Source organism: Listeria sp. MAN/IMW/UF464, from assembly GCF_058683955.1.
The window spans coordinates 586,195-600,278 of sequence record NZ_JBZWZP010000001.1 but is presented as its reverse complement, the minus strand read 5'-3'; the positions used below and the strand labels follow the sequence as shown (position 1 = coordinate 600,278).

Sequence of the window (14,084 nt, the reverse complement as noted above, 5' to 3'; positions counted from 1 at the left end):
CCTTTTGCGTAGGGGCTCGCTTTAAATTGTCGTTGCGTAACTATCTTTTTTTTGCTATATTAAACAATAGTAATGTTTTATGTAGGGAGTGGAGAATAAGCGTGTTAAATAAAAAAAGAGTTGTAGTTGGAGTCTTGTTACTAATACTAAGTTTACTTACTATTAACTACTACTCAGAATCTTTCAAACTAACTTTAACTTGGTTGTTATTCGTAGTAGTATTAACAGTTCTTTATTTTAGACAAGTAAGGAACATTCAACTTCAATGGTCAACATTGATTACATCAATAGTAATTAGTTTGTTTTGGATGGCTTCATCATATAATGGTGGACCATACGGCGGGAATTTTATTTTTAATAGTATCATTTTATTAGGAACTTTTTTTGTGATTACTGCATTTGTTTTTCTTTTATTACTTGAAATGAAAACAGAATATAAAGTAAGAGAAGAACGCAAACCCAAATGGACGCTATTTGTCCTATTTTCGAGTATTCCTTTTGTAGTCTGGATGATGTCATTCCTCGCTTATTATCCAGCAAAAATGACTTTTGACTCTTATTTCCAGTGGGGAATGGCTCATGGAATTCGACAATATAGTCAGTGGCATCCGCTTTTACATACCTTGTGGATAGAAACTACAAGTGCTATCTATAATTCGCCTGCCAGTTATATTTTCTCTCAAATCCTCGTTGGTTCATTAATTGTAGGTTTTGCAATTTATACACTTGTAAAAATGGGTGCAAATATTTGGATTGGCGTTTGTATTTCTATCGGTTACGCCCTTTATCCTGTAGCAATGATTTATTCAGCTACAGCATGGAAGGATTTTCCATTTGCCGCTTTTATTCTGCTTTTCACTGTGTTAATACTTAAAATAGTGCAGTCTAACGGTTTATGGTTAAAAAATTGGTGGCATTTTGCTGCTTTCGTTTTAGTCGCTTTTGTATGCATAAACTTACGAAACAATGGAATTATGATAATAATCGTTTCACTGCTATGTTTGCTTATTTTTATGAAAAATTATCGACTAATATTAACTGGAGTAATTGTTGGTACTCTAGGGTTGAACTTTTTATTTAGTCTTGTTATGACGAATGTACTTCATGCTCAACCAAATCCATTAAACCAGGCATTAGCTATTCCTTCACAACAAATTGGAGCTACTTTTTACAATAATGGTAATTTTACGCCAGAATTAAAAGAGTATTTTACTTCCATATTGCCTGAAGAAAATTGGAAAAAAGATTATAATCCATATACTGTAGATCCAATTAAACATGACGCTGAATATAATTCATCTGTTATTGAGGATGATTTTGGTCTATATATTAAAAACTGGTTTAAACTGTTGACGGCCAATTTTGGGACTTATGTGGAGGCTTACTTAAATCAAGTCGCAGTTATTTGGCAGTTTTATTCTCCAGAAGATTATAAAGTATATTTTGATACTCCAGCAGATATTCAAGAGATGAGATATGATGTCAGAGCTTTCGCGAAATTCTTCCCGGACGGTTTATCGGAAGAAGAGATAAACAAATTAGGATATCAGGGCTATCAAGTAGAATATAAAAATGCGACTGGAAAAGAAGCTGTAAGTTACAGTGAATACAAGGAAAGAATTAAGGACTCTACAAATCCACTAATTTCCATATCTAAAGCACCTGGTATAAAGAAAATAACTGATGACATTTTTGTGAAGACAACAGAAGAATGGCAAAATTATTTATTAAAGGGAGCAATACCATTAGTTCTACTTGTTATTGCTATTGCAGCTGTATGTTTACAGCGCCCGAAAAAGAAATTGCTTATATTTGCGCCAGTGGTGATGGCTATTATCACGATAGCAATTGCTATGCCGGCAACGGACTTTAGATATTGTTATAGCTTCGTGTTTACTGTACCGATAGTCTTTTTTGCAACTAAATTAAAAAATTATAAAGAAAATCAAATTTAAGGAGAGAATCATGGGAATTCTAAATGAGAAAGTAGCTGTACTCTTACCTTGCTATAACGAGGAGCTTACAATAGGCAAGGTAATTGATGATTTTAAGAAAGAGTTACCAAATGCAGATATTTACGTCTATGATAATAATTCTAAAGATAAAACTTTTGAAATAGCAAAAGAGCATGGTGCAATCGTTCGTAAAGAAATGCGCCAAGGTAAAGGAAATGTAGTTCGTTCGATGTTTGCGGATATTGATGCGGATTATTATCTAATGGTGGACGGGGATGATACGTATCCTGCAGAGTATTGCCATGAAATTCTAGAGGTTCTTCGTAACAAAGAAGCGAATATGGTCATTGGTGACCGTTTAAGTAATGGAACTTATACAGAAGAAAACAAAAGAAATTTCCATGACTTTGGTAACTCGCTAGTGCGTAATACAATTAATCGTATTTTTAAAAGTAATTTAAGAGATATAATGACAGGTTACCGTGGTTTTGACCGTTATTTTGTTAAGACAATGCCAGTTTTAAGTCCTGGCTTTGAAATTGAAACTGAAATGAGTATCCACGCGCTAGAAAATCGTTTTCTAGTGAAAGAAATTGAAATTGATTACCGTGATCGTCCAGAAGGTAGTGAATCTAAACTAAATACTTTCTCGGATGGTTTCAAAGTAATTATGACTATTGTAAGATTGTTTAAAAATAGTCGCCCGTTCCTATTTTTCAATTTGCTAGCTTCTTTATTTGTTCTTGTAGGAATTCTTGTTGGCTTGCCAGTCATAATACAATTTGCTCAAATTGGCTTAGTTCTTAAATTCCCAAGTGCACTACTTGCAACAGGTTTAATTTTAATGGGAATATTGTTCTTCATTTGCGGTTTAATTCTTGATACGATAGCGCATAGAAACAGACAAGTTTACTTTTTAGAGCTTGTTAAATACCGTGAAAGAAATCCGTTAAACTAAGATAATTAGATAAAAAAACGCATGGCTTCTGTAAAAGCCATGCGTTTTTAATATTTATTTTTTATCTTTCGCGTGAAGTTGTAAATAAAGCTCATCTACTAAATTAGCAACCTCATCTTTTATTTCAGGGTGTTTTAAAGCAAACTGCATCGTTGTTTTGATGAAACCAAATTTATCTCCAACATCATAACGTTCACCTTCAAAATCATAGGCGAAAACGCGTTGGATTTCATTTAGGCTATTAATAGCATCGGTAAGTTGGATTTCGCCACCAGCTCCTGGTTTTTGTGTTTCAAGGAAATCAAAAATTTGTGGAGTTAGTAAGTATCTTCCTAAGATAGCAAGATTAGATGGTGCTTCATTAGGATCGGGTTTTTCTACAAATCCATTAACATTATATAAATTTTTGCTGTATTCATCAATTGGATCAATAATACCATAACGATAAGTTTCTTCGTGAGGTACAGTTTGAACGCCGATAATCGAGCTATGTGTTTTTTCATATTGTTGGATTAATTGCTTGGCACATGGTGTTTTAGCTTGAACAATATCATCACCTAGCATAACGATAAATGGCTCATTACCAACAAATCCTCTTGCTTGAAGAATGGCATCTCCAAGACCTTTAGGCTTAGACTGACGGATGAAGTGGAGATTGATATTTGTTGTTTCTTCAATTAAATGAAGTAATTCTAATTTATTTTTCTCACGTAAGTTAAGCTCAAGTTCAGGAACGGAATCGAAGTGGTCTTCAATCGCTCTTTTTCCTTTCCCTGTTACGATTAAAATATCTTCAATACCAGATTCAACTGCTTCTTCTACTATATATTGAATAGTTGGTTTATCCACAATTGGTAATATTTCTTTAGGCATAGCTTTTGTGGCAGGAAGAAACCTAGTACCTAACCCCGCTGCTGGAATGACTGCTTTTTTTACTTTCATATGTACTCTCCTTTAAAATATATTGCTATAATTATGTTCATTATACGCCATTCACTTATCTTAATTCAAGCTGGACATTAAAAGGGGACATTTTACGATGTAATCTTGACATTTATGGGCAATTGTAATAGATTGAAGAAAGTAAATAAATAAAAGTATAAAGGGAGATTAAGAATGCTCTATGAGATTATAAGAGAATCAAAATTAGCAGAACCTAAAGTATCTGCTATAGTTCCAGTCTACAATGTAATTAATTATATTGATGAAACTATTGAATCGTTATTAAACCAGACACTAAAAGACATTGAAATTATACTAGTAGATGATGGGTCTTCAGATGGAAGCTTCGAAAAAATTATGGATTACGGCGACCGTTTTGATAACATTTGCGTAGCTAAGGAACCTAATGCTGGTCCAGGTATGGCACGTAACAATGGTTTAAGCATTGCTAAAGGCAAATATATTAGTTTTGTGGACTCTGATGACATCCTCCCGGAAAGAGCGTTAGAAATCATGTACGAGGCTGCTGAGAAAGAGCAAGTAGGAGTAGTCACGGGTATTTCTGTTAGTTTTAATAGTAATCGTTCATGGTTTATTGGCGGGCACTATAACAAAGGCGTTTTTAAAAGCGGACGTAAAACACTTATTCAAAATCCGGAAATGCTTTATACATTAGGACCTTGTAATAAACTGTACCTTCGTGAAGTAGTACAAGATATCCGTTTTCCAGATTCGATCAAAGTTGCAGAAGATCATCCTTTTGTAATTGAAGCGTATTTGAAATCTAAAAGTATTTATACCGTAGATGAAATTATTTATAATTATCGTGCACGAGAAGATGAAGGAGATATTTCTTTATCACAAATAGTTACTTCGAATCCTTATGTAAGTTTTAAAGATATTATTGCAAGTATAAAGCTGTCTGATGCTCTTTTGAAAGAGTATGTGACTAATCCAGTTGCACTTCAAAAAATCAGAGTGGATTACCATGACCGAATTATTGCAACGGATATTTGGCCTGCGTACAAAGGTATTCTGTTGAACGGCGATGCGGAAACACAAATCAAAATGTTTGATGCTTTCCGTACATTAGTAGATTCAATGGATTTCCATTTGTTTAATAATCTAGGTGTATTCCAAAGACTATTAACATTTGAAACTATTAATCGCTATACATTCATTAAAGAAAAAGCGCGCCCTAGTTACTTAAGAGCGCTGAGATTAGCTTATGAAAAATTAGATCCAGGTTCGTTGAATAAATTATTATCCTCCGATTATCCTAAAGAAGTTCGTGCTGGTGAAAAAGCGGCTAAACGAAATTCAGTAAAACCTATCTATAACCGTCTTGTAGCACGTAAGCTAAAATCTACTATTTCGACTGGATTTGAAAAAGTAGTTGTTAAAAATTGGAAAAAACTAGTAGGATTATCACGTAATTTTTATGCGAGAAGAATAGCTTTTCCATTTTATAAGTTAGGGAAAAAAGAACGTAAAATAATCTTTTTAACGAATAAACATGATGTGTTGGCTGATTCATTTAAAGCAGTTTATGATGAAATTATTTTACAAAAGCCAGATTATAAAGTAGTAGGTTATTTGAAGCAACCGCAAAGAACTATTTTAGAACTTTTAAAAATGTATAAGGATATTGCAACTGCTGAGTACATCTTTTTAGATGATTATTATCGCCAAATTTATGGATTAACTCTTCGTAAAGATTCTGAAGTTATTCAACTTTGGCATGCGGCTGGAGCTTTTAAAAAGTTCGGTTTTAGTTCAATCGGTTATGCAGATAGTAATACAGAAAGTTTTGAACGAGATGCACATAAAAACTATTCCAAAGTAGTAGTTTCTTCCAGTGAAATTGTGCCATTTTATGCAGAAGCGTTTGATGTGGATGAAAAAAATGTATTGCCACTTGGCGTACCGCGTACTGATCGCTTTTTCAATGAAGAATACAAAGCCTATATTAAAAACGTTTTTGAAGGAAAATATCCTGCTTTAAAAAATAAAAAAGTCATTACTTATGCGCCTACTTTCCGTGGTGGTCCTGGTGAACGCCAACAATTTGTGATGAATTTAAATATTCGACGTTTAGCGGAACAATTAGGGGATGAGTACGTACTTGTTTTAAAGATGCATCCTTCTGTAGTTCGAGGCGTTGGTATTCCATTTGATTTACAAGAGTTTGCATTTAATATGAGTAATGAAGATATTAATGATGTCTTGATTAATACCGACATTTTAATTACTGATTATTCTTCAGTAGTGTTTGATTTCTCTATTATGGAAAAACCAGTGCTCTTTTATGCATACGATTTGGAGGGTTACCTAGGAGAACGTAATTTCTATTATAATTATGAAGAATTTGTTCCTGGTCCAATAGTACGTACAAATGAAGAATTAATTGGAACAATCAAAGCAAACGATTTTGACTTAGAAAAAGTTCGTGTGTTTAAAGAAAGATTTTTCGACGATTTAGACGGCAACTCTGCTGAACGAATTGTGAAAGAACTTATTAAGTAAGATTTACTTTTTGAAATATGATATAATTAACAATGTCAAAAAAACAGTTAAAGGAGATTAGAGGATGATATACGCTCAAATTTTAGCTGGAGGAAAAGGTACGCGAATGGGTAACGTTAGCATGCCGAAACAATTTCTACCTCTAAATGGTAAACCAATCATTGTTCATACAGTAGAAAAATTTATTTTAAATACACGATTTGATAAAATTCTTATTTCTTCACCTAAAGAATGGATGAATCATGCTGAAGATAATATTAAAAAATATATTTCTGATGATCGAATTGTCGTAATTGAAGGCGGGGAAGACCGTAATGAAACAATTATGAACGGAATTCGTTATGTCGAAAAAACATTTGGTTTAAACGATGAAGATATTATCGTAACACATGATGCTGTGCGCCCATTTTTAACGCACCGAATTATTGAAGAAAACATTGATGCTGCGATTGAAACAGGCGCTGTAGATACTGTTATTGAAGCACTTGATACAATCGTTGAATCAAGTAATCATGAATTTATTACAGATATTCCTGTCAGAGATCAAATGTATCAAGGGCAAACACCACAAAGTTTCAATATGAAAAAAGTATATAATCATTATCAAAACTTAAGCGCAGAGAAAAAACAAATTTTAACAGACGCATGTAAAATTTGTTTGCTTGCTGGCGATCAGGTGAAGCTTGTTAAAGGCGAGATTTTCAATATAAAAATTACAACTCCATATGATTTGAAAGTAGCGAATGCGATTATTCAGGAGCGGATAGCCAATGATTAATCAAGTATATAGACTTGTGTCAGAGAGACAGTTTGAAGTTGCCAATGTGGACGAATCTTTAGCTGGTGATGTGGTCGTTGTTAGACCTACTCATTTATCTATTTGTGCGGCAGACCAACGCTACTATACAGGTTCTAGAGGAAAAGAAATGCTTTCTAAAAAACTTCCAATGGCGCTTATTCATGAAGGCGTTGGCGAAGTCGTTTATGACGCAACAAAAGAGTTTAAACCTGGAACAAAAGTTGTCATGATTCCGAACACACCATTTGAGAATGATCCAGTCATTGCTGAGAACTATTTACGTTCGAGTAAATTCCGTTCTAGTGGTTATGATGGTTTAATGCAAGATTATGTTTTTATGCGTCGTGACCGGGTTGTTGCATTACCTGATGACATCAATATGAAAGTAGCGGCATTTTCTGAGCTTATTTCTGTTGCTGTACATGCGATTTTACGTTTTGAAGGAAAAAGTAACGCTAACCGTGATAGCTTTGGCGTATGGGGTGATGGAAACTTAGGCTTTATCACTTCCTTATTATTAAAAAATTGGTATCCAGAAAGTAAAGTTTACATTTTTGGAAAAACACCATATAAATTAGACTTCTTTTCTTTTGTAGATGGCGCATATTCGATTGATGATGTACCAGCTGATTTAGTCATTGATCAAGCTTTTGAATGTGCTGGAGGAATGGGTAGTCAGTATGCAGTCAGTCAGATTATTGATGTAATTAAACCTGAAGGAACTATTTCGTTACTAGGAGTTTCTGAGTATCCGATTGAATTTAACTCACGTATGGTACTCGAAAAAGGACTTACAGTTTACGGAAGTAGTCGTAGCGGCCGGGTTGACTTTGAAAAAACAGTAGAATTTCTATCCACGAACAAACGCGGGGTAGAATATTTACAAAACCTAGTTGGTGAAGTGCATACGGTGCATTCGATTCAAGATGTAATCGAAGCCTTTGAAGCTGATTTACGTAGTCCATGGGGCAAAAGCGTTATGGAGTGGAAGATATAATAAAACATTGGGGAGTTTAGGCTATACGCTTATGAATTTGTTTGCTAAAGTATATTTAGGAAGCAAGGCAGTCGAGAGGAAATTCGGCGTTCATATGCGAGACCTTAACTTCCCAGTTTTATATGGAGAGGGAAAAAAGAATGAAATTTGCGATTATAATTCCTTTTTACAATGCGGAAAAAAGGTTGGCTTTATCCATAGATAGTATAATTAAGCAGACTTACAGCTTTTTGAAGCATGTGGAAGTTCTGCTTATTAATGATGGGAGCACGGACCGTAGTAGTGCGATTGCTCATAGCTATGCCGAAAAATATCCGAGTAATATTCGCGTTTTTGATGTCCCGAATGGTGGTCCTTCTAAGGCGAGAAATATTGGAATACATAATGTACAAGAAGACACTGACTTTGTAGGATTTTTAGATGCAGATGATCTGTTATCACCAAATATGCTTTTTAGTATGGTGAACTTCCTAGAACAATCAGCTGTTAATATGCTTGTCCCAGCTTTTTATTATTTAGATGATTTTGGAAAAAAACAAAAAATTTCTCCACATAAATTAAATGACCGTTTCACAAATGGAAATCGAGTTGTAGCGATTGAAAAAGAACCGCAAGCAATTCATTTTTATATTGGCGGTACTTTTTTTCGTTTCGAAAGTTTGAAGCAATTTGCCTTTGATGAAACGCTTAAATTTGCGGAAGATCAGCTTTTAATTACGAAATTTTTGCTTGAAAATAGAAGTTACGGATTGATTGCCGATGCTGGTTACTATTACTATCGTGATTTAAAGCAAAAAGGTTCTTTAGTAAGTTCAGCTTGGAAGCAACCGGAAAGATATACGCCATTTTTACAAAAGGTGTACCAAACTTATTTAACAAACTCTAAAGAAATTTTTGGCGAAGTGATTCCATATGTGCAGTATTTAATCGCGTACCATGCCAAGTTGTTTTTTTATAAAGAAAACATTTATTTTAAAGAAGTATTAAATGAGCAGGAACAAGAAATCTTTGTGCGTGAATTACAGAAAATATTACAAGAAGTTGGTCCGGAGATGATTGTAGCACTGAATACACCACTTGTTGTAAAAGAAATGATGCTTTCAATTTTGCGAAACGGCTGGCCAGTACAGTTTAAGACGGCAGAATTAGAAGAAGTTCCGCTTGTCACAGTAAAAGAAAATTACCGTCCTGGAAAAGCTGTAACAGTGGAGCTCTTACTAGAAGAGGCGCGGGAAACTTTACCAGAGGGCGCAGAATTCTTTGCTAGTACATCTGTAGGTACGGCGCAAACAAAAGTGGTAAAACGAAAAACAGCCCAAACAATTTGGGATATTGTTGTTCGTGAAGAGGGTACACTTGAAAAAGTGGTGACACGGTTAAAACCATATCAATTGAAAGTCCAAGTGTTTTACCAAGACAAAAATCAAAAAATAACAATGATAGATTTAAATGTCATCAAGAGTGTGTTAGGAAAATTAAAAAGAAATAAAGCTTTAAAGCGAAAGTTTAAACAGGGGGGAGTATCCTGATGAAGTTTGTACAAAAAATATATTATTTCCTATTTAAGCTAGTAGGATTTTTACCTCGAAGAAAAGAATTAGTGATGTTTGAAAGCTTTTCTGGGAAGCAATATAGTTGTAATCCACGTGCTATTTTTGAATATATGGAAGAGCATAATCCAGAATACGAGTTGTTGTGGAGTGTAAATCCGAAGTATGTTGATTTGTTTGAAGCGCACGGGGTACCGTATGTTAAGCGTTTTTCTGTTAATTGGTTGTTTAAAATGGGCTTAGCTAAATATTGGATTTCTAATAGTAGACTGCCGCTTGAGCTACCAAAACCGAAAAAAACTATTTATGTACAAACGTGGCACGGAACGCCTTTGAAAAAACTAGGTGTCGACATCGATGAAGTACATATGCCTGGCCAAACAACCGAACAATACAAGGCTGATTTTGTGAAAGAGGCGCAGAAGTGGGATTATTTAATTTCACCTAATGCGTATTCTAGTACGATTTTCAGACGTGCATTTGGTTTCACTGGGGAAATGATTGAGTCTGGCTATCCGAGAAATGATATTTTATTTAGTGCGGATAAAGAGTTGAAAATCGCTAATATCAAAATGGCCTTAAATATTCCAGAAGATAAGAAAGTTATTTTATATGCGCCAACTTGGCGTGATAATGATTTTTACGAAATCGGAAAATATAAGTTTGATTTAAAGATTGATATTGCCAAAATGCAAGAAAAATTTGGCGATGAAGTCGTTCTGTTAGTTCGGATGCATTATCTCGTAGCAGAACATTTTGATTTCACGCAGTATGGCGATTTTGTACGAGATGCTTCAAAACACGAAGATATTAGAGATTTGTATTTAGTGAGCGATTTATTAATTACCGATTATTCTTCCGTATTTTTTGATTATGCTAATTTAAAAAGACCAATGTTGTTCTATACGTATGATTTGGCTGAATATCGCGATACACTTAGAGGCTTTTACTTTGATTTTGAACAAAATGCCCCAGGACCACTTGTTGAAATGAATGATGCTTTAATGGCAGAAATAGAAATCATGCTTGAAAATCCTCCTCAAATTGCAGAAAGCTTTTTAGAACAATTCTGTACTTGGGAAGACGGGCACGCAGCAGAGAAAACAGTGAAAAAAGTTTTTGCTGAAAAATAGGCGGTGGGAATATTGAAAAAAATAGCAATTTATATGTATATGCTTGCTGTTAAAATAATTGGATTCTTGGCGAGCCTTTTACCAGTTCAGCAAAAAGTTGTTTTTCTTATAAGTTTTGAAGAAAATCCCACTGCGATTATTAAGCAAATGAAACTGGCCAATGTCACTCCAAAAACAATTGTCTTCTATGATCCTAGAGTAGACGTATCAAAGCTATCTTTAGACTTTATAAAAGTTAAACCGAAGACACTGCAACAATTTATTCCATTAATGTTTCACCTCAATACGGCAAAAGTGGTTGTCACGGATAATTATTTTGTGGAATTAGCTGGCTTGAAATTACGAAATGGCGTAAATTGTATCCAAGTTTGGCACGCAAACGGTGCGCTTAAGAAATTTGGCTGGGAAGATAAAGCAGCGCAAAAAAGGTCAGATCGGGATAAGAAAAGATTTCAAGAAGTATATAAGCGTTTTACAAAAGTACTTGTTGGTTCTGATGAAATGGCATCAATTTTCCAAAAATCATTTTTACTAGATGAATCGAACATGTTGAAACTTGGTGTTCCACGGACTGATTATTTCTTCATAGAAGCGCAGTTACAAGAAAATTATCAGTGGTCATTCGAGCATTTACATTTAACAAACAGAATAAAATTACTATATGCGCCGACTTTTCGGGATAATGAGTTGGGAATGGCAAAGTTACATTTAGATATTGCGGAAATGAAACAAGCCTTAGGAAATGAATATCAATTGATTTTAAAATTACATCCTTCTATTAGTAATGATTTAGAGAAACTAGATGATGATTTTGTCATTTATGTGGATAAAGAAACGCCGATTGAAACGTTACTACCAGTTGTGGATATTTTAATTACTGATTATTCTTCCATTCCGTTTGAGTTTGCTTTACTTCAAAAACCAATGATTTTCTTTACGTATGATTTAACGGAATATGATAATGCTAGAGGACTTTCAGATGGCTTTTTAGAAACCATTCCTGGCCCCCATGTTTTTACAACGACTGAGCTAATTGAAGTAATACAAAATAATACGTTTGATTTGGAAAAAGTTCGGTTATTTGCTGAGAAATGGAATAAATATTCGGATGGATTTTCAAGTGAGCGTTTTGTATCCTTTTTAAAAGAACAGCTTGAAAAGTAGCACTGCTAACAAGTAGAGAAATTTTTGTTTTCTTGATATACTACTAAAGAAAGTAGGTGGGCTGATGAAGAAAGTAATTACATATGGCACATTTGATTTAATTCACTGGGGGCATATTCGTTTATTAGAACGAGCAAAAGCTTTAGGTGATTACCTTATTGTAGCCATTTCAACCGATGAATTTAATCGAATCAAACACAAAGAAGCATACCATAACTTTGAACATCGCAAATTAATTTTAGAGGCAATCAGATATGTCGACGAAGTGATTCCAGAAAGTAACTGGGAACAAAAATTAGAAGATGTTAAAAATCGTGATATTGATATTTTTGTGATGGGTGATGATTGGGAAGGCGAATTTGACTTCTTAAAACCTTATTGTGAAGTTGTTTATTTACCACGGACAGACGGTATTTCTACTTCCAAGATTAAAGATGATTTAAAATAGTCGTAGCACAAAACAGGCAGACCGGTAATGTTCAATTATTAGGTGGTAGGCTTGTTTTGTGCTATTATTATGTATAAATAATAACGCAAAGAACTAGTTATGATAGGAGCAGAAGAAATGACAAATTTATTTCAAGATGATAGTCTAACGCTGCATACAGACTTATATCAACTAAATATGATGAAAGCGTATTTTGACGATGGACTTCATGAGCGTAGATCGGTATTTGAAGTTTTTTTCCGAGACATGCCATTTGATTCAGGTTTTGTTGTATTTGCTGGACTGGAACGAATTATTAATTATATGCAAAATTTACGTTTTACAGAAACGGATATTGCTTATTTACATGATGAACTTGGGTTTGACGGACCTTTCCTCGAATATCTACGTAATTTTAAATTTAAAGGAAATATTCTTGCTGCGAAAGAAGGGGAATTCGTGTTTAAAACCGAGCCAATCCTTCAAGTAGAAGCAAGCTTGGCAGAAGCACAATTGATTGAAACAACTTTGCTTAATATTGTGAATTTCCAAACGCTGATTGCAACAAAAGCGGCGCGAATTCGTTCTGTTATTGACGACGAAACGTTTGCTGAATTTGGTACAAGACGTGCACAAGAAATGGATGCGGCTATTTGGGGCACACGAGCGGCTTACATCGGCGGTTGTGATTCCACAAGTAATGTTCGAGCTGGAAAGATTTTCGGTATTCCTGTGTCTGGTACGATGGCACATGCGATGGTTCAAGCCTACCGCGACGAACTAGAAGCATTTAGAAGTTACGCAAAAACGCATTTTGATTCGATTTTCTTAGTAGATACATACGATACGCTAAAATCCGGCGTACCAAATGCGATTAAAGTAGCGAAAGAAATGGGCGATAAAATTAACTTTATCGGCATCCGCCTAGATAGTGGAGATATGGCTTTCTTATCTAAAAAAGCGCGCCAAATGTTGGATGAGGCTGGCTTTACAGAAGCGAAAATTTTTGCTTCAAGTGATTTAGATGAACATACCATTTTGTCGTTAAAAGCGCAAAAAGCCAAAATCGATTCTTGGGGTGTGGGTACGAAACTGATCACGGCCTACGATCAACCAGCGCTGGGAGCAGTTTACAAAATGGCGGCGATTGCTGATGAAAATGATATTTTACAAGATTCGATTAAACTTTCTAGTAACACCGAAAAAGTTTCAACACCTGGTAAGAAGAAAGTTTACCGGATTATTACGAATGAAGATGGCTTAAAAGCAGAAGGTGATTATATTGCTTTAGCGGATGAATCACTTGAAAATGTCGACAAACTAACGATGTTCCACCCAGTTCATACGTATATTATGAAGACCGTCGAGAATTTCACTGCTCGCGAGTTACTTGTACCGATTTTTAAAGATGGGGAACTTGTTTATGACATGCCGACTTTAGATGAAATTAAAGCATATAAAGAAGAAAACTTGGCGCTGCTTTGGGATGAGTATAAACGAACAGTTCGTCCGGAGCAATACCCAGTTGATTTAAGCGTTAAATGTTGGAAAAACAAGATGCGCAATATCGAAAAAGTACGTAAAAGTGTCCAACTTCATTCACCAGTTGAACTAGATATGCCGTTTTAGGAGG

The 14,084-nt window shown here is 34.7% G+C and carries 11 protein-coding genes; 10 read left to right on the top strand and 1 reads right to left on the bottom strand.

Annotation, left to right across the window (positions count from 1 at the left end; all coding sequences use genetic code 11):
• Positions 1 to 101: 101 nt before the first annotated feature.
• Both AC4PG0_RS03050 and AC4PG0_RS03045 read left to right on the top strand, forming a co-directional pair.
• On the top strand, positions 102 to 1,955 hold the full coding sequence (locus AC4PG0_RS03050) for a DUF6020 family protein (RefSeq protein ID WP_492167448.1): 1,854 nt from the start codon (positions 102 to 104) through the stop codon (positions 1,953 to 1,955).
• Positions 1,956 to 1,965: 10 nt separating this feature from the next.
• Complete coding sequence (locus tag AC4PG0_RS03045; protein ID WP_003771326.1) at positions 1,966 to 2,913, top strand: glycosyltransferase family 2 protein; 948 nt, start codon at positions 1,966 to 1,968, stop codon at positions 2,911 to 2,913.
• 54 nt (positions 2,914 to 2,967) lie between these two features.
• Here AC4PG0_RS03045 and galU read toward each other — a convergent pair whose 3' ends face one another.
• Positions 2,968 to 3,855 (bottom strand): UTP--glucose-1-phosphate uridylyltransferase GalU, encoded by an 888-nt coding sequence (gene galU, locus AC4PG0_RS03040; RefSeq protein ID WP_003766393.1) that lies wholly within the window; start codon positions 3,853 to 3,855, stop codon positions 2,968 to 2,970.
• Positions 3,856 to 4,029: 174 nt separating this feature from the next.
• Here galU and AC4PG0_RS03035 point away from each other — a divergent pair, with 174 nt between their 5' ends.
• From AC4PG0_RS03035 to AC4PG0_RS03000, 8 genes are all read left to right on the top strand, one after another.
• On the top strand, positions 4,030 to 6,381 hold the full coding sequence (locus AC4PG0_RS03035; protein WP_185484269.1) for a bifunctional glycosyltransferase/CDP-glycerol:glycerophosphate glycerophosphotransferase: 2,352 nt from the start codon (positions 4,030 to 4,032) through the stop codon (positions 6,379 to 6,381).
• A gap of 64 nt (positions 6,382 to 6,445) precedes the next feature.
• Entirely contained in the window at positions 6,446 to 7,159 is a 714-nt protein-coding gene (locus tag AC4PG0_RS03030) for an IspD/TarI family cytidylyltransferase (protein WP_003766398.1), read from the top strand.
• Positions 7,152 to 8,177 carry a ribitol-5-phosphate dehydrogenase gene (locus tag AC4PG0_RS03025; RefSeq protein ID WP_003761653.1) on the top strand — a complete coding sequence of 342 codons (1,026 nt, stop codon included), beginning with the start codon at positions 7,152 to 7,154 and terminating at the stop codon, positions 8,175 to 8,177. Before AC4PG0_RS03030 ends, AC4PG0_RS03025 begins: the two co-directional genes overlap by 8 nt.
• 140 nt (positions 8,178 to 8,317) lie before the next feature.
• Positions 8,318 to 9,706 (top strand): glycosyltransferase family 2 protein, encoded by a 1,389-nt coding sequence (locus tag AC4PG0_RS03020; protein WP_492167449.1) that lies wholly within the window; start codon positions 8,318 to 8,320, stop codon positions 9,704 to 9,706.
• The gene (locus tag AC4PG0_RS03015; protein WP_492167450.1) at positions 9,706 to 10,860 is read left to right on the top strand and encodes a CDP-glycerol glycerophosphotransferase family protein; all 1,155 of its coding nucleotides are present in this window, start codon (positions 9,706 to 9,708) and stop codon (positions 10,858 to 10,860) included. The genes AC4PG0_RS03020 and AC4PG0_RS03015 overlap by 1 nt, the downstream gene beginning before the upstream one ends.
• Before the next feature lie 12 nt (positions 10,861 to 10,872).
• Complete coding sequence (locus AC4PG0_RS03010) at positions 10,873 to 12,024, top strand: CDP-glycerol glycerophosphotransferase family protein (protein WP_492167451.1); 1,152 nt, start codon at positions 10,873 to 10,875, stop codon at positions 12,022 to 12,024.
• Between the two features lie 64 nt (positions 12,025 to 12,088).
• Positions 12,089 to 12,472, top strand: a complete 384-nt coding sequence (gene tagD / locus AC4PG0_RS03005) for a glycerol-3-phosphate cytidylyltransferase (protein WP_003724631.1) — start codon at positions 12,089 to 12,091, stop codon at positions 12,470 to 12,472.
• Between the two features lie 117 nt (positions 12,473 to 12,589).
• Positions 12,590 to 14,080 (top strand): nicotinate phosphoribosyltransferase, encoded by a 1,491-nt coding sequence (locus AC4PG0_RS03000; protein ID WP_492167452.1) that lies wholly within the window; start codon positions 12,590 to 12,592, stop codon positions 14,078 to 14,080.
• Positions 14,081 to 14,084: the final 4 nt, after the last annotated feature.

Bases quoted from the DNA above. Each gene is read 5' to 3' on its own strand.
- AC4PG0_RS03020 (WP_492167449.1), top strand. From the start codon at position 8,318: ATGAAATTTGCGATTATAATTCCTTTTTACAATGCGGAAAAAAGGTTG.
- AC4PG0_RS03015 (WP_492167450.1), top strand. From the start codon at position 9,706: ATGAAGTTTGTACAAAAAATATATTATTTCCTATTTAAGCTAGTAGGA.
- AC4PG0_RS03025 (WP_003761653.1), top strand. From the start codon at position 7,152: ATGATTAATCAAGTATATAGACTTGTGTCAGAGAGACAGTTTGAAGTT.
- tagD (WP_003724631.1), top strand. From the start codon at position 12,089: ATGAAGAAAGTAATTACATATGGCACATTTGATTTAATTCACTGGGGG.
- galU (WP_003766393.1), bottom strand. From the start codon at position 3,855: ATGAAAGTAAAAAAAGCAGTCATTCCAGCAGCGGGGTTAGGTACTAGG.
- AC4PG0_RS03035 (WP_185484269.1), top strand. From the start codon at position 4,030: ATGCTCTATGAGATTATAAGAGAATCAAAATTAGCAGAACCTAAAGTA.
- AC4PG0_RS03000 (WP_492167452.1), top strand. From the start codon at position 12,590: ATGACAAATTTATTTCAAGATGATAGTCTAACGCTGCATACAGACTTA.
- AC4PG0_RS03030 (WP_003766398.1), top strand. From the start codon at position 6,446: ATGATATACGCTCAAATTTTAGCTGGAGGAAAAGGTACGCGAATGGGT.
- AC4PG0_RS03045 (WP_003771326.1), top strand. From the start codon at position 1,966: ATGGGAATTCTAAATGAGAAAGTAGCTGTACTCTTACCTTGCTATAAC.